The organism is Streptomyces sp. NEAU-W12, assembly GCF_026242095.1.
Taxonomy (GTDB): domain Bacteria; phylum Actinomycetota; class Actinomycetes; order Streptomycetales; family Streptomycetaceae; genus Streptomyces.
Genome location: NZ_JAPJDM010000011.1, coordinates 254,341 through 272,585, shown reverse-complemented (window position 1 = coordinate 272,585; position 18,245 = coordinate 254,341). Strand labels below are relative to the sequence as shown.

The 18,245-nt window shown below is 75.0% G+C and carries 1 protein-coding gene; it reads right to left on the bottom strand.

Annotated elements, in window-relative coordinates; translation table 11 throughout:
- Positions 1-18,134, bottom strand: an 18,134-nt coding sequence (locus tag ORI94_RS16555) for a non-ribosomal peptide synthetase (protein WP_266075999.1), incomplete at its 3' end; no start/stop codon positions are given.
- Between the last annotated feature and the right edge of the window lie 111 nt (positions 18,135-18,245).

Below are 18,245 nucleotides of genomic sequence, written 5' to 3'. Positions count from 1 at the left end.
AACCAGTTCAGGTAGCCGCGGGCCAGCGCGTCACCGGTGATGTACAGCTCCCCGGGCGCGCCGGGCGGCACCGGACGCAGCCGGCCGTCGAGCACATAGGCGCGCATGCCGTCGCGGGCGCGGCCGATCGGCACGGTCGGCGGGACCGTGTCCCGGTTCTCCATGGTGTGCGCGGTGGCGTACACGGTGATCTCGGTCGGGCCGTACGCGTCGGTGACCACGGTCCGAGGGCAGTGCTCCAGCACCCGGCGCACGGTGGCGGCCGTGACGACGTCGCCGCCGACCATCACCTCGCGGACGCCGGCGAGGCAGCCGGGGTCCTCCTCCGCCACCACGCGGAAGAGGCCGGCCGTCAGCAGGAGCAGGGTGACACCGTGCTCGCCGACCGCCCGCGCGATGGCCGCCACGTCCGGGTCGCCGGGCGGGGCCACCACGATCTCCCCGCCGTTCAGCAGCGGGACCCACAGCTCGCAGGTGGACGGGTCGAAACCGTACGGCGAGTGCAGCAGCGTCCGGACCGGGCGCTCGGCGTCGAACGCGGTCGTCCAGTGGCGGTCGGCGGCCAGGCCCACCACACCGCGATGGGTGGCCGTCACGCCCTTCGGCTCGCCGGTGGAACCGGACGTGAACATCACGTAGGCGGCGTTGTCCGGGTGGGGGCGTACGGCGGCCGGAGGGTGGTGCGGGTCCTCGTCGGACACCGTGACGAAGTGGTCGGCGCGAGGCAGCAGGGCGGGTGCCGTGTCGCGGTGGGTGCCGTCCGTGACGACGACCGACGCCCCGGTCTGCCGCAGCATCGTGTCCAGCCTGGCCGGGGGGAGGTCGGGGGCGAGGGGCACGTAGGCCGCCCCGGCCTTCAGCACTGCGAGGATCGCCGTCACGATGTCCGGCGAGCGTTCCATCAGCAGCGCGACCCGCTCCTCCGGGACGACTCCCAGGGACAGCAGCCGCGCCGCGAGCCGGTCCGCCCGCTCGTCCAGTTCGCGGTACGTGCGCACGCCGCCGTCCCAGCGGACGGCCACGGCCTCCGGCGTACGCGCCACCTGCGCGGCGAACACCTCGACGAGGCTTTCCGCGGGCCGCACGGAGTCCGCACCGGCATGGGCGTCGTTCCAGTCGGTCAGGATGCGGTGCCGCTCCTCGGCGGTGAGGACGTCGACCGTGCCGGCAGTCCGGTACGGCTCGTCCGCGAACGCCCGCAGCACCCGGACGAACCGGTCGGCGAGCACGCGTGCTTCCTCCTCGCCGAACGCGGTGGGCGCGTACTCGATGCGCAGGGACACCCCCTGTTCGTGCGGTGCCGCGAGCAGCATGAGCCGGTAGTGGGCCGCCTCACGGGTCTCCGCGCGGGTGAGGACGAGGGACGTGCCGGTGAGGGCCGTGCCCTTCTCGTCGACCGGGTAGTTCTCGTAGACCATGGCCGAGTCGAACAGGCGGGGCAGTCCGGCGAGACGCTGGATGTCGCTCAGTCCGAGGTACTGATGGGCCATCAGGTCGGCCTGCTCGTCCTGGAGGCCGCGCAGCAGGTCCTCGAGGGTCCGGTCCTGGTCGAGCCGTGCCCTGACGGGCAGGGTGTTGATGAACAGGCCCGCCATGGTCTCGATGCCGGGTATCTCCGGCGGGCGGCCGGAGACGGTCGTGCCGAAGACCACGTCGTCGCGGCCGGTCAGCCGGGACAGCAGCAGCGCCCAGGCGCCCTGGAGGACCGTGTTGACGGTGAGCCCGCGGGACCTGGCGTACGTGACGAGGCGGGTGGCCAGGCCCGGCGGGAGCTCGGGGTGCACCCGTTCGGGGCGCGCGGTCGGCGCGGTCCGGTCGGGGGCGGCGGGCGTGGCGAGCGTGGGCTCGTCCACCCCGTCCAGGGCCCGGGCCCAGGCGGTGTGCGCGGCGTCGCGGTCCTGTGCGGCCAGCCAGCGCAGGTAGTCGCCGTAGGGGGCGACCCGGGGAAGCGCGACTGCCACGCCCTCGGCCGCGTACAGGGCGAACAGGTCCCGGGCCAGGACGGGCACCGACCAGCCGTCCAGCAGAATGTGATGATGCGTCAGCACGAGCCGGTGGCGCTTGTCGCCGAGGCGGAGCAGCGCGGCCCGCAGCAGGGGCGGGCGCGCAGGGTCGAAGCGCTCGGCGAGCTGCGCGTCCGCGATCCGGTCGCTCTCGGCGGCCTGCTCGGGTTCGGGCAGGGTGCTCAGGTCGTCCGCCAGCCAGGGGAGTCCGGGAGCGCTGACGATCACCTGGACCGGGGTATCCGTGACGTCGTGGACGAACGCGGCCCGCAGGTTGGCGTGCCGGTCCAGCAGCGCCGTGCAGGCGGCCCGGAGCGCGCCCGCGTCGAGGGGCCCTTCGAGGTCGAGGCAGAGCTGCGGGGTGTAGACGTCGCTCTCGCCGCCGTCGTAGACGGCGTGGAAGAGCAGGCCCTCCTGGAGCGGGGAGAGCGGGAGGACGTCCTCCAGGCCGGGGTAGGCGGCTTCCAGGGTCTCGACCTGTTCCTGGGTGAGCGTCGGTACGAGGGGGAAGTCGGACGGCGTGTGACCACCGGTCCCGGTATCCGTGCCCAGGTCCGCGAGGGTCTCCAGCGCCCGCAGCCACCGCTCGGCCAGCTCCCGCACCTCCGCCTCGTCCAGCAATCCGCCCGCCCACGCGAACGTCGCCGACAGCACTGGCCCCTCGGGGCCGTCGACCGCGACCGCGTTGACGTCGAGCGTGTGCAGCAGCGGTGTCGCCGGATCGGTGCCGGCGCCGAGGCCGTGCGCGTCGTCGGCCACCGTCCAGTCGCCGTTCTCCGAAGCCGACAACGACGTGCTCGTACGGCCCAGGTAGTTGAAGCCGATCTGCGGCCGGGCGCAGTGCGTCAGGAGCGGGGCCGTCTGCGGGTTGAGGTAGCGCAGCAGTCCGTGGCCGGAACCCTGGTCAGGCACCCGGCCGAGCTGTTCCTTGGCCTGCTTGGCGGCGCCCACGGGGTCGTCGCCCGTGACGTCGAGCCGTACGGGATGGACGCGGGTGAACCAGCCCACCGTGCGGGAGAGGTCCACGTCCGGGCGGTCGCTGTCGCGACCGTGGCCCTCCAGGTCGATCAGCACCCCGCCCTCGGCCCCGCCGCCACGGACCTCGCGCCACTGGCGCACGGCGAGGGCCAGCGCGCCCAGCAGGACGTCGTTGACGCCGCCGTTGAGGGCCGCGGGGACGGACGACAGCAGCGGGCCCGTGCGCGCCCCCGGCAGTGTCACCGTGAACTGCCGCGCCGTGGCCACCGTGTCCTGCACGGGGTTCAGCGGGCGGCCGCCCAACGGCGGCTCCGGGGCCGCGAACGTGTCGGTCCAGTACGGCAGTTCCTCCAGCAGCGCCGGGTCCTGCGCCCGCTCGCCGAGCAGGGCCGCCCAGCGCCGGAAAGACGTGCCCACCGGGTCGAGCCGGACCGGCTCACCCGCCGCCACCGACTCCCAGGCCTGCCGCAGGTCCGGCAGCAGGATGCGCCACGACACCCCGTCGACCGCCAGGTGATGCACCACGACCAGCAGCCGACCCGGGGCCTCCGCGCCCGCGTCGAACCACACCGCCTGCACCATCACGCCCGACTCCGGCGCCAGCCGCGCCACCGCCGCCCGCGCCTCCTGCGTCATGTCGGCATCGGCCAGGGACACGCGGCGCACACACCGGGCGGCGTCCGCCGAACCGCGCTCACCCGACTCCAGCGCCCAAACCAGTCCGCCCGCCGTGCGGGTCAGCCGCAGCCGCAGGGCGTCATGGTGGTCGAGCAGTGCCTGCACGGCCGCCGTGAGCCGCTCCTGACCCAGTCCGGCCGGGACCTTGAGCAGCACCGACTGGTGGAAGGCGTCGACGGGGCCGCGGCGCTCGCGCAGCCGGTGGACGATCGGGGTGAGTTCGACGGGTCCGGTCCCGTCGTCCTCGGCGCGCACGGCCGGCCGGTCGTCCTCGCGCCTGCCGACCCGCGCCAGCTCGGCCACCGTCTGGTGGGTGAAGACGTCGCGCGGGGTGAGGACCAGACCGGCCCGCCGTGCCCGGCTGACCAGCTGGATCGACATGATGCTGTCCCCGCCCAGGGCGAAGAAGCCGTCGTCCACGCCCACGTCCCGGGCGTCGGCGCCGAGCAGCTCGGCGAAGATGCGGCGGAGGGTCTCCTCGTCCGGGGTGCGCGGCGCGCGTCCTCCGTCCGCCGGACCGGCGGGGTCGGGCACGGGCAGAGCCGTGCGGTCCAGCTTGCCGTTGGGTGTGACGGGGAGCGCGTCGAGCACCATGATCTCGGCGGGGACCAGGTACTCGGGCAGGCTGTCGGCGGCCCGGCGGCGCACCTGTCCGCCGTCCAGGGTGCGGCCGGGCTCGGGCACGACGTACCCCACCAGGCGCTTGCCGCCGCCCGCAGGAGTCTCATGGGCCACGACCACGGACGCGGACACACCGTCCTGCTCGCCGAGCGCGGCCGCGGCCTCGCCCGGTTCGACGCGTACGCCGCCCACCTTGACCTGGTCGTCGACGCGGCCCAGGTACTCCACCACCCCGTCCTCGGTCCAGCGGGCGAGGTCGCCGGTGCGGTACATCCGGGAGCCGGGCGGGCCGAAGGGGTCGGCGACGAAGCTCTCCGCCGTGGCGCCGGGACGGCCGAGGTAACCGCGGGCCAGCTGGGCACCGGCGATCCACAGCTCGCCCGAGGCGCCCGGCGGTACGGGCTGGAGGGCCGCGTCGAGGACGTACAGGCGGGTATTGCCGACCGGATGGCCGAGCGGCGGCGGGCCCTCCGGGTCGGCCGGGCAGCGCCACCAGGTGACGTCGATGGTGGCCTCGGTGGGGCCGTACTGGTTGAACAGGGCCACACCCGACGCGCCGAGGGTGCTGTGGAAGCGCCGCACGAGGTCGGCGGGCAGGGCCTCGCCGCCCGAGAACACCCGGCGCAGGCCGGTGCACTCGGCGGCGCCCGGCTGGTCGAGGAAGGCACGCAGGACGGTCGGCACGAAGTGCGCGGTGGTGACGGCCCCGTCCCGGATCAGCTCGGCGAGGCGGGCGGGATCGCGGTGCATGTCGGGCTCGGCGACGACCACGGCGGCGCCGGTGAGGACCGGCCAGAAGAGCTCCCACACGGAGACGTCGAAGCCGGCGGACGCCTTGTGCAGCACCCGGTCGTCGGACCGGAGGCCGTACTGCTTCTGCATGCCGAACAGGCGGTTGACGACGGCCCGGTGAGGGACGGCGACGCCCTTGGGGCGACCGGTCGAGCCGGAGGTGTGGATGACGTAGGCGGTGCTGTCGGGGTGGGGTGCCGGGAACGTGGCCGCCGAGGACGCGGGCGCCGTCCCGTCGAGGAGCAGGACCGGGACCCGCACGGCGGCGGGCAGCAAGCCGCGCGTCTCGTCCGTGGTCACCACGCACACCGGGTCGGTGTCGGCGAGCAGCAGGGCGACGCGCTCCGCCGGGAGTTCGGGGTCCACCGGCACGTACGCGGCACCGGTACGCAGGACCGCGTGCAGGGCCACGGGCAGGCCCGCCGAGCGCGGGAGGAGTACGGCGACGCGGCGCTCCGGTCCGGCCCCGGCCGCGCGCAGGCGGCGGGCGAGGGCGTCGACGCGGGTGTCGAGCTGCGCGTAGGTGAGCCGGTCGGCGCCGCAGACGACGGCCTCGGCGTGCGGGGTGCGCGCGACGCGGTCGGCGAGGAGTTCGGGGATCGTGGTGGACGGGACGTCCATGGTGGTGTCGTTCCAGTCGGTGAGGACCTGCCGGCGTTCGTCGTCGGCGGTGGTGGCGGCGCGGGACACGGTGAGGTCCGGGTCGTCGGCGAATGACTCCAGCAGCCGGGTCCAGCGCTGGGTGAGCAGCCGTACGGCCGCGGGGGTGAAGAGGTCCGCGCGGTACTCGACTCGGCCGTCGATCCCGTCCGGGGCGCCCTCGGGGGTGCGGCGTTCGGCCATGTTGAAGGAGAGCTCGAAGCGGGCGGTGGTGGCGCCGACGCGAATCGGCTCGGTGTCCAGGCCCGGGAGTGCGACGGCGTCGCGGGTGAGTTCGGGCTGGGCGGCCAGCATCACCTGGAACAGCGGGTTGCGGTCGGCCGAGCGGGCCACGCCCAGGTGGTCGACGAGCCGCTCGAAGGGCACGTCCTGGTGGGCGTAGGCGGTGAGGTCCCTCTCCCGCACCCGCCGCAGCAGTTCCCGGAAGTCCGGGTCGCCGCCGGTGTCGGTGCGCAGGACGAGCGTGTTGACGAAGCACCCGACGAGATCCTCCAGCACCTCGTCGCCGCGTCCGGCCACGGCCGTGCCGAACGGGATGTCCGTCCCCGAGCCGAGGCGGGTCAGCAGCGCGGCGAGGGACGCCTGGAGCGTCATGAAGACGGTGGCGGAGTGCTCGCGGGCCAGCTCCGCCAGGCGGGCGTGGAGCGGCGCGGGGAGACGGAAGGTGTACGAGCCGCCGGGCGCGGCACCGGTGGTGTCACCGGACGCGGCGGCGCGGGGGTCCACGGGCAGGTCGATGCGGTCCGGCAGGTGGGCGAGCTGCTGCCGCCAGTAGGCCAGTTGACGAGCCGTCACACCGTCCGCACTGTCGTCCGCCAGCAGCTCGTGCTGCCAGAGGCTGTAGTCGGCGTACTGGACGGGCAGGGGCGTCCGGACGGGAGCCTGCCCCGTCGTACGGCTCCGGTACGCGGCGGACAGATCGGCGGCCAGCGGTCCGAACGACCAGCCGTCGGCGGCGATGTGGTGCACCACCAGCGCGAGGACGTGGTCGTCCTCACCCAGCTCGAACAGGGTTGCCCGCAGCGGGATGTCGGAGGCGAGGTCGAAGGGGCGCCGCACGGTCCGCTCCAGCGCGGCGGACAGATCCGCCTCGGTGACCCGGCCGGTCTCCAGGACCGGGCGGGCCCGCCCGGTGCCGGCGTCCAGGATCTCCTGGCGAGGAAGGCCCTCGGCGTCGGGGAAGACCGTACGCAGCACCTCGTGGCGGTCCGTCAGGTCGGTGAGCGCGGCGCGCAGCGCGGGGACGTCGAGACGGCCGCGCAGCCGCAGCACCACCCGCATGTTGTAGGCGTCCGTGGCCCCCTGCGCGAGCTGGTGCAGGAACCACAGGCGGCGTTGGGCAGGGGACAGTGGGATGTCGTCCGGCCGGGCCACGGCGGCGGGGCGGGGCCGGGCCGGGGCGCCGGTGGCGGCGGTGACGTGTTCGGCGAGCTCCGCGACCGTGGGGGCCTCGAAGACGGCGCGGACGGGGAGTTCGGCGCCGAGCGCGTTGCGTATGTGGGCGACGAGGCGGGTGGCGAGCAGCGAGTGTCCGCCCAGCTCGAAGAAGCTGTCGTCGATGCCGACGCGTCGGCCGGTGCCGAGGAGCCGCGCGTACAGCCCGCACAGCACTTCCTCGAGCGGTGTGCGCGCCTCGCGACCGCCGTATGCCGCGGAACCGCCGGTGGGGCCGGGGGCGGGCAGGGCGCGGCGGTCCACCTTGCCGTTGGGGGTCAGCGGCAGCCGGTCCAGGACGACGAACGCGGTGGGCACCATGTACCCGGGCAGCCGGGCCGCGGCGTGGCGGCGCAGCTCGGCCGGGACCAGGGCGCTGCCGGACGCCCCGGACTCACCGGAACCAGTGGGCTCACCGGACTCCGGAAGGACGTATGCGACCAGCCGGGGGTCGCCTTCCGGGTTGTCCCGGCGTACGTCCGCGACGGCGCGGACGACCGCCTCGTGCCCCTCCAGAACCGCCTCGATCTCGCCGAGTTCGACGCGGTGACCGCGCAACTTGACCTGGTGGTCGGTGCGGCCGAGGTGGCCCAGGCGGCCGTCCGCGGTCCAGCGGGCCAGGTCGCCGGTGCGGTACATGCGGGTGCCGGGCTCGCCGTACGGGTCGGAGAGGAAACGCTCGGCGGTCGGGCCGGGGCGGCCCGCGTAGCCGCGGGTGACGCCGGGTCCCGCCAGGTAGAGCTCGCCCGGAGTGCCGGGCGGGGCCAGGCGCAGGCGGTGGTCCAGGACGTAGGCGCGGACGCCCGGGCGGGGACGGCCGATCAGGAAGCGGCCGCCGGACCGCAGCGCGCCCGGCTCGTCCACCGCTTGGAAGGTGCTGCTCATGGTGGCCTCGGTGGGCCCGTACTGGTTGACCACCAGCGGGCCCCCGAGAGCGGCCACCTGCTGAAGGTGCCCCTCGGCGAGCGCTTCGCCGCACGTCATCACCAGCCGCAGGGAGGGGCGCTCGTCGGCGGGCAGCCGGTCCGCCTCCTCGTTCAGGGCGGTCAGCAGGGACGGTACGACGGACAGCAGCGCGGTGGCCCGGTGGCGGCGCATGGCGCGGACGAGGGCGCGTGCGTCGTTCGCCTCGTCGGGCGGCACCATGACCACGCATCCGCCGGCCGCCAGGGTGCCGAGGATGTCACGCACCGAGGGGTCGAAGGACACGGACGCCAGGTTGAGCACGACGTCCTCGGGGCCGAGCCCGGCGACGCCGGACGTCAGGTACGGCAAGTAGGCGGCGACCCCGCGGTGCGGCACCACTACCGCCTTGGGCCTGCCGGTGGAGCCCGAGGTGTGGATGACGTAGGCCGGATGGGCGGGCGTCAGCGGTTCGGCGCTCTCGTCGTCGGTGAGGTCGCCGTCCGGCAGGGCGGACAGCGCGCGTCCGGTGGCCGGGTCGTCGAGCAGTACGGCGGCGGCGCGGGCGTCCTCGGGCAGCGCCGCCGACGCCTCGGTGGTGGTCAGCACCGTCACCGGCCGGGCGTCGGCGAGCATGTGCGCGATACGGTCCGCCGGGTAGCCCGGGTCCACCGGGAGGTACGCCGCGCCGGACTCGATGACCGCGAGCAGGGCCACCACCAGCTCCGGGGAGCGGGGCACCGCGACGGCGACGGTCCGCCCGGGGCGGGCGCCCCGGGCGACGAGCAGACGGGCCAGGCGGTTTGTGCGGGCACGCAGCTCCCGGCGGGTGAACCGCTCGTCGCCGAAGAGGACCGCGGGCGTGTCGGAGCCGGTGGCCGTCCGGTCGCGGAGAATGCCGGTGACGGTGCCGGCCGCCGTGGCCTCGTCCCCGTCCGGTGCTCCCTGCCACGCGGTCAGTAGGTGGCCGCGTTCGCGCGGGGTGAGGATCCCGGCGTGTCCGGCGGGCCGGTCGAAGCCCTCGCCGAGCTCCTCGAAGAGCCGCACCAGCCGGTCCATCAGCGCTTGGGCGGCCTCCCGGTCGTAGGCGGAGGTGTGGTAGCCGAGGGTGAGGTGCATCCGTTCGCCGGGGGCGGCGAGGAGGCGTAGCGGGTAGCTCGTGGCCACGCCGCCGTCCACGGCGGAGACACGGATGCCGTCCGCCGGCCGGAACGCGTCCGGGTCCAGCGGGAAGTTGAGGAACACCACCATCGTGTCGGCGAGCGCCGAGGCGGCGTCGGTCTGCCGCTGGATCTCCGGCAGTCCGAGGTGCTGGTGGGCGGCGAGGTGGGACTGCTCCTCCTGCAGCCGGCGCAGGACGGCGGCCGTCGGCCGCACCGGATCGAGGCGAACCCGCACCGGGACGGTGCTGAGGAACAGACCGATGATGGACTCCACGTCCTCGACGTCGGCCGGACGGCTGGCGCTGGGTGCGTCGAGGACGACGTCGTCGCGGCCCGTCAGCGCGCCGATCAAGGTGGCCCACACGCCCTGCACCAGGGTGGCCGGGGTCAGGTCGTGGCGGCGGCAGTGCGCGGCCAGGCGGGCGGTGAGGTCCGGGGGCAGCAGCCGTTCGACGACCTCGTGTCCGGGTGCGCCGGCCGCGTGGTCATCCGTCCGGCTGCCGGTCACCGGCACCACGAGGGTGGGCTCGGCGCCGTCGAGCGCCTGCCGCCACGCCTGCCGGGCGGCGTCCTTGTCCTGCCGGGCGAGCCAGGCCAGGTACCGCTGGAACTGGGGCGCCGGGGGCAGCGGGTCCGGCTCCGCGTAGGCGGTCAGCAGCTCGTTCAGCAGCAGCGGCTGCGACCAGCCGTCGAGCAGGAGGTGGTGATAGGTCACGATCATCGTGTGCCGGTGCGGGGCCAGCCGGGCCAGCGCCACCCGCAGCAGCGGCGGCCGGGCCGGGTCGAACGGGGCCGTCCGTTCCCGGGTCCGCAGCACGGTGAGACGGGACTCCCGCTCCGCCTCACCGGCCGCGGACAGATCCGTCTCCCGCCAGGGCAGGTCCACCGTGCCGGGGACGACCTGCACGAGGCCCGCGTCCGCGTCGTACACGAAGGCGGCGCGCAGGCTGTCGTGCCGGGCCAGCACCCGGGCCCAGGCGGCACGCAGCCGGGCCGGGTCGAGGGGGCCGTCGAGCGTGAGCGCCAGCTGGACGGTGTAGTCGTCCGCCCGGTCCGGGCCGTCCTCACCCGCCGCCGACGGGGTGTGCGCGGCGGCCAGGCACTCGAAGAGCAGGCCCTCCTGCAGCGGTGTGAGGGGCAGGATCTCCGCCGGGCCCGGGTACGGGGCGGTCAGCCGCTCCCGTACCGGCGCGGGTACGGGCACCAGGTCCTTCTCGCGGGCCTCGCCCCGCGGCTCCGCCGGGTCCGTGGCCCGCGCCACGCCGGCGAGCGCGGCGACGGTGGGGTGTGCGAAGACGTCACGGACGGCCAGGACGAGGCCCGCCCGGCGTGCGGCGCCCACCAGCCGCATGGCCAGCACGCTGTCGCCGCCCAGCGCGAAGAAGCTGTCGTCGATGCCCACGTGCGGAAGGCCCAGCAGCTCGGCGAAGGCGGTGCACAGGGCCCGCTCGGTCGCGTCGCGCGGTGCCCGGCTGTCCGGTGCGGCCGCGAAGTCGGGCGCCGGGAGGGCGGCACGGTCGAGCTTGCCGTTCGCGGTGAGCGGCAGTTCCGCCAGCACCACGAAGGCCGCGGGCACGAGGGCCTCGGGCAGGGTGCGTTCGGCGAGGGCGCGCAGTGCGGCCGGGAGCGCGGCGAGGTCGCGTGCGAGTCCCGGCTCGTTGGTGAGCCGTGCCGGGGCCGTGACGGATTCCGGTGCGGGGCGACAGGCGCACAGCACTTCACCGGATTCGACGGACCCGGCGTCCGACGCGTCCGCGCGCCGGAAGACCGCATCGACCGCGCCGGGGCCGGTGACCGACGGCGCGACGGCGACGCGGTAGCCGAGTTCCTCGGCGAGGGCGTACAGGTCCTCGGGGTCCACCGCGCCGGGCACGGGGACGTCGTCCGCCAGGAGGCGTGCGGCGAGGGCCGGTTCGGTTCCCTCGTCCAGCCGGCGGGCAGCCAGAGTCTGCCGGGCGGTGCGTTCGTCGGGGACACCCGACAGTCGCAGCCGCGCCGGGCGGGCCGTGGACAGGGTGTGCCGCAGCCCGTTCGGAGGTGTTTCGTCACCGACCTCGTGGGGATCGGCCGGAGACGCCGCCGGGGCCGTGTGCAGGACGACGTCGTAGCGGTAGCGGCTGAGTTCGTTGCGGTAACGGCCCCGCTTCACCTGGACGTCCAAGGCGGTGAAGGGAGTGCCTGCGCCGGTCCGCGCGGTGAACCAGGCGGGGTCGACGAGGAGTTCGTTCTCGTTCAGCAGGGCCCGGCCGATGGAGCGGCGCAGCGCCGCCGTGCCGGTGTGCCGGCCCGGAGCGAGGCGCACGAGGTGCTTCTCCGTCTCGAACACGCGAGCGGCCCGCAGATCCCGTACGTCACCGACGAAGATCCGCCCGCCGTGCGCCAGCAGTGGCGTGACGGCGACGATCACCCGGTCCAGGTAGTCGGCGTCCGGGAAGTACTGGATCACCGAGTTGAGGACGACGGTGTCGAAGTACCCGGCGGGCAGGCCCTCGGTGTCGTCCGCCGCCCGGTGCCGCAGGGTCACCCGGCCGGCGAGGTGGTCCGGCATCCGGTCGCGCAGGGTGTCGATCACCGCGGCGGAGAAGTCGGTGGCCCAATAGGCCTCGGTGTCCCCGGCGAGCCGCGACAGCAGCAGGCCCGCGCCGACGCCGATCTCCAGCAGGCGTACGGGACGCAGTGCGCGGATCCGCTCGACGGTCGCGTCCCGCCAGCGGCTCATCTCCCCGAGTGAGAGGGGCCGGCCGTCGTAGCTGCTGTCCCAGGTGGAGAAGTCCTCACCGAAGGCGGCGGTGGGTTCTCCCTCTCCCGGTGTGCCGGGCGTGCTCGGTGCCTGGGCAGGCGCGTAGGCGGACTCCCAGACGGCCTGCCACTCCCGCACCTGCTCGGACGTGGCGGACCCGGGCGCGGACGCGGAGCGCCCTCGGACGTCCGGTACGACATAGGCGGTGAGCTGCCTGCGGCCCGGCTCCTCCTCCCACACGGTCACCACGGCCCGGCCCACCGCCGGGTGCGTGCCGAGCACCGCCTCGATCTCGCCGGGTTCGGCCCGCACTCCGCGGATCTTGACCTGGTGGTCGGTGCGGCCCAGGTACTCCAGCGTGCCGTCACCGCGCCACCGGGCCAGGTCGCCGGTGCGGTACATCCGGCTGCCCGCAGGGCCGAAGGGGTCGGCGACGAAACGGAGCGCGGTCGTGCCGGACCGGGCCGGGTAGCCGCGGGCGAGCTGGCGTCCCGCCAGGTACAACTCGCCCGCCACACCCGGGGCGACCGGCCGGAGCGCCGCGTCGAGCACGTACACGCGGGTGTTGTCCACCGGGGCGCCGATGGGCACCGTGCCCGTCCACGCGGGGAGGCACTGCCACCGTGTGACGTCGATGGCCGCCTCGGTGGGCCCGTACAGGTTGAACAGCGGGACGCCGAGGAGGGCGAGGGACGTGCCGGCGAGGTCGGCCGGGAGTGCCTCGCCGCTGCAGATCACGCGCCGCAGCCGAAACCCTGCCGCGGCGGGCCCGTCGATGGAGTCGAGGAACACGCGGAGCATCGACGGCACGAAGTGCACCGTCGTCACCCCGTGGTTCCCGACGGCGCCCGCCAGGTAGTGCGGATCGCGGTGCCCGCCGGGGCGTGCCACGACCACCGCGGCGCCCGTGGTCAGCGGCCAGAGCAGCTCCCACACGGACACGTCGAACCCGACGGGTGTCTTGTGCAGCACCCGGTCGTCGGCGGCCAGCGCGAACTCCCGCTGCATGCCCAGCACCCGGTTGGCGATGGCCTCGTGGGAGACGACGACGCCCTTCGGGCGGCCGGTCGAGCCCGAGGTGAAGATCATGTACGCGGCCGAGCCGGGTGCCACGGGGACCGGAGCGATGCGGGCTGCGCCGGTGCCGACGGGGGCGTCGGCGCCGAGGAGGACGGTGCCCGGGCCGTTGAGGCGCCGGAACCGCTCGGCGAGGTCGCGCGTCGTGAGGGTGCAGGTGGGGGCCGCGTCGTCCAGCAGCAGTCCGATCCGCTCCGCCGGCAGCTCCGGATCCACCGGCACGTACACGCCGCCCGCGCGCAGCACGGCGTGCACGGCGACGAGCAGGTCCGCCGAGCGCGGCAGGGCGACGGCGACCCGGGTCTCGGGCGCCACGCCCCGCTTGCGCAGCCGTGCCGCGAGCGCCGCCACCCGGGCGTCGAACCGGGCGTACGTCAACTCCTCGCCACCGGCCCCGCCGTCCGCGTACACCACGGCGGTCGCGTCGGGCGTCGCCGCCACCTGCGCCGCGACCAACTCGGGCACCGACACGGGCGGCACCGGCACGGCGGTGTCGTTCCACTCGACCAGCACCTGCCGCCGCTCCTCCGGGAGGAGCACGTCGACGGCGCCGACGGTGCGGGCGGGATCGGCGGCCAGTGCCTCCAGCAGCCGCACCAGCCGTGCGCCGACGCGGATGATGTCATCGGGCGTGAAGACGCCGGTGCGGTAGCCGAACCGCAGGCTGAGCCCGGCGTCCTCCGGCACCACCAGCAGCGTCAGCGGATAGTGGGTGCCCGCGTGGACGTGCGGGTCAGTGACGGCGAGGCCGGGACCCGGCCGGAAGGTGGCCGGATCGGCGGGGAAGTTCTCGAAGGTCAGTACGGTGTCGAAGAGCCGGTCCAGGCCGGTGAGGCGGGTGATGTCCGGCAGGCCCAGGTGGGCGGCGGCCGTGCGGCGCGACTGCCGGCGCTGCATCCCGCGCAGCGTCTCCCGCAGGTCGTCCGCCGGACGCAGCCGTACGCGCACGGGGACGGTGTCGACGAACAGGCCGACCATCGACTCGGCCCCGTCGACCTCGGCCGGACGGCTGGCGACCGTGGTGCCGAACACGACGTCGTCGCGCCCGGTCAGCCCGGAGAGGAGGAGTGCCCACGCGCCCTGGACGACGGTGTTGAGGGTGAGCCCGTGCGCGGCGGCCAGGGCCCGCAGGGCGTCGGTGGTGCCGGTGGGCAGGTCGACGGTGTGGCGGCGCTGAGGCGGCTCCGCCTCCGCCGTGGCGTCCGGCACGAGGAGCGTCGGCGAGTCCAGTCCGTCGAGCTCGGCGCGCCACGCGGCGCGGGCCGCGTCACGGTCCTGCCGCCCGAGCCAGGACAGGTACATGCGCGGCGGGGTCACCGGCGGCAGGGGCTCGCCATGGTAGAGGGCGAACAACTCACGGCCCAGCAGGGGCAGCGACCAGCCGTCGAGCAGCATGTGGTGGTGGGTGAAGAGCACGGCGTGCCGTTCGGGGGCGAGCCGTACGAGGGCGACGCGCAGCAGCGGGGGACGCGCCAGGTCGAAGCGTCCGGCCCGTTCCCCGGCGGCCACCTGCCGCAGCCGCCGGTCCTGTTCCCGGGGGCCGGCGGCCGTCGGCGGCCCGGTGAGGTCGACGTCGCGCCAGGGGAGTCCGACGTCGTCGAGCACCACCTGCGCCGGTACGTCGGTGGTGTCGGCGACGAACGCCGAGCGCAGCACGGGGTGCCGACGCAGCAGGGCCTGCCAGGCGCCGCGCAGCCGGGTCCCGTCCAGCGGACCCTCGACCGTGAAGCCGAGCTGCACGGTGTAGTCGTCGTCCCCGGCGTTCTGCGCATCGTGCAGGGATTGGAACAGCAGGCCCTGTTGTACGGGGGAGAGGGGCAGGACGTCCGAGAAGCACGGATAGCGGGCCCGCAGGCGCCGGAGGTCGTCCTCGTCGAAAGCGGACGGAGCGGCGTCCTGCGCGGGGGCCGCGTGGCCCGTGCCGCTGCCCTGCGGAACCGCGACGACGGACAGGTCCGCCACGGTCGGGTGCTCGAACACGTCGCGCAGGGTGAAGGCCAGCCCTTCGCGGCGTGCGGCGGCGACCAGGCGCATCACCGAGACGCTGTCGCCGCCGAGGGCGAAGAAGTCGTCGTCGATGCTCACGCCGGACGGCGTGTCGAGCAGGTCGGCGCAGAGCCGGCAGAGGGTCTCCTCGACCGCGTTGCGGGGTGCCCGGCCTGCGTTGGCGGCGGTCGCCGCCGGGGCGGGCAGCGCGGCCCGGTCGAGCTTGCCGTTCGCCGTCAGGGGCAGCTGCGGGAGGGACACGAAGGTCGTGGGCACCATGTACGGGGGCAGGCGCCGGGCCAGCGCCTCGGCCAGCTCTCGGTCGCCTGCCACGGGCTGCTCACCCGGGACGACGTACGCGGTCAGCTGCCGTCGGCCCGGCGTGTCCTCGCGGAGCACGACCGCGGCGCGGGCCACGCCTGGCTGTTCCGCCAGCACGGCCTCGATCTCGCCCGGCTCGATGCGGAACCCGCGCACCTTGACCTGCTGGTCCGCCCGGCCCGTGCAGGCCAGCCGGCCGTTCGGCGTCCAGTGTGCGAGGTCGCCGGTGCGGTACATCCGGGTGCCGGGCGCGCCGAAGGGGTCGGCCACGAAGCGTTCGGCGGTCAGGCCGGGCCGTTCCGCGTACCCGCGTGCCAGTCCGGCGCCGGTGATGTACAACTCGCCCACCACGCCGAGCGGTACGGGCTGCATGGCTCGGTCGAGGACGTACACCGCCGTGCCGGTGATCGGCCGTCCGATGGTGGCCGGCGCCGATGCCGCGGCTTCCGAGTCCTCGGGCGACAGCTCCGCCGCGGTCGACCAGACCGTCGTCTCCGTAGGGCCGTACACGTTGGTCACCGACGCGGCAGATGCGAGGAGTTCACGGGCCAGTGCGGCCGGCAGCGCCTCACCGCCGACCAGGACGCGGACACCGCCGAGGACGGGTGCGACCTCGGCGGCCACCCCCTGCCAGAGGCTCGGCGTCGCCTGCATCACCGACACCCGCTCGGCCGCCAGCAGTTGCCGCAGCCGTGCGGGGTCGCGTACCTCGTCGGCCCCGGCCATCACCACGGCGGCACCGGCCACCAGGGGCGCGAGCAGTTCCAGGTTGGCGATGTCGAAGCCCAGGGTGGTCACGGCGAGCAGGCGGTCACCCGGGCCCAGTCCGGTCCGCCCGGCCATGTCCAGCAGCAGGTTGCCGAGGCCCGACCGGGGGACGACCACGCCCTTGGGCCGCCCCGTGGACCCCGAGGTGAAGATGACGTACGCGGCGGCCGACCCGTGCACCGCGGTGAGGAACACGTCCTGCGGCTCCTGGGGCCGTTGCTGCCCGTCGGTCAGTACGCGTCGCGGGCCGCTCGGCACCCGCTCGGCCAGTGCGGCCGTCGTCAGGACGACGGCCGGGCGCGCCTCGGCCACCATGAACTCCAGCCGTTCGACCGGATGTGACAGGTCCAGCGGCAGATAGGCGGCGCCGGATCGCAGGACGGCCAGCACACCGGCCACCAGGTCCGCCGAACGCGGCAGCGCCAGCGCCACGCGGTCCTCCGGGCCCACCCCGTGACCGGCCAGGACGCCGGCCAGACGGGTCGCCCGGGCGACCAGTTCGCGGTACGTCAGGGTTTCTGTGCCGGCGGTGACCGCGACGGCGTCCGGCGTCCGGGCCGCCTGGGCCGCGACCAGCTGCCACGGGTCGCCCGCCGGGTCGCTCACCGGGACGGGAGCGGGAACGGCGCGGTCGTCGGCGTTCCCGGGACCGGACCAGTCGCCCAGCACCCGCCGCCGCTCGTCCTCGTCGAGCAGGTCACCGTGGCCGATGGGCCGCGTGGCGGCGTCGTCCCCCATGGTGAGCCGTTCCAGCAGCCGCAGGAACCGCTCGTGGTGTCCGGCCAGTTCACCGTCCGAGTACAGGGCGGGGTTGCCGTCGACGACGACCTTGATGGCGCCGCGCTGTCCCGGGCGTCCGCCGTAGCTGGCGATCGACAGGTCGGCCACCGGTCCGACGGCCAAGCTGTGCAGGGATCCGGGCAGGCCGCCGAAGGAGAAGTCCTGGCCGAACGGCATGACGTTGACGACCGGCCCGTAGAGCCGGCCGCCCGCGGAGAGGCCGAGGTCGCGGGCGAGGTCCGCCTCCGGGTAGCGCTGATGCCGTACCGCGTCCTTCATCTCGGCCGCGACCCGGGCGGTCAGCTCGCCGTAGGTCAGGCCGGGGTCCACCCTCAGGCGCAGCGGGACCACGTTGGACACCATGCCGGGGACGGCGTCCGAGGCGGACCCGGTGCGCGCGGTAACCGGGAAGCCCAGCACCAGGTCGTCCGCCCCGGTCATCCGGTGCAGGTAGGCGGCGGCGCCCGCGACGAAGGCGGCCGGCCAGCTCGACCGGGCGGTCCGCGCGACCGCCCGCATCCCCGACTCGGCCTCCCTGCTCAGGTACGCGGTCCGCCGGTGCGCCGGGGCGCAGGGCGGCGCCGAACGTTCCACGAGAGCGGCCGGTGCGGGCCGGTCGGCCATCCGCTCCCGCCAGTACGCCCGGTCGGCGCGGAAGTCGTCCGAGGCCCGGTAGGCCGTCTGCTCGTCCAGCAGTTCACGGAACGGGCGCAACGCCCCCTCCGCGAGATCGCGCCCTTCCAGGAGAGCGGTGTAGATGGCCGCGGCGCGCCGCATGGCGATACCGGCGCCGGCCCCGTCGCTGATCACATGGTGGACGCCGGAGTACCACCAGTGGCGCTGCTCGGTGACGCGGATCACCACGCTGGTGAGGTTCGGGGGGTGGCCCACACGGCGCGGGCGCGCCATGTCGGCCGTCATCCAGCGGTGCGCGGCGGCCTCGGGGTCGGCCTCGGCGGACACGTCGACGAAGAGCTGCTCCCACGCGTCGTCCGGCTCGGCCCGCTGGCGCAGTTCGCCCTCGTGCTCCCGGATCCGGACGCGGAACCCCTCGGCCTCGTCCAGGAAGCGGCGCGTGGCCTCGGCCAGCAGCGCGATGTCGAGCGGGCCGACGATGTCGACGTAGATGCCGAGGTTGTAGGCGCGGCTGTCCGGGGCCAGTTGCTGGCCGAACCACATGCCCGACTGTCCCGGGGTCAGCGGCAGGCCACGAAGGTGGTCGTCTTGCACGTACGTACTCCCAGGCGCATACGGGGGGGTGAGCGGCGAGCGTGGTGCGACGGCGGTACCGGTCCGGGAAGGGCCTGGTGACCACGGCGTTCGCCGCGCCGGCCGACCGCG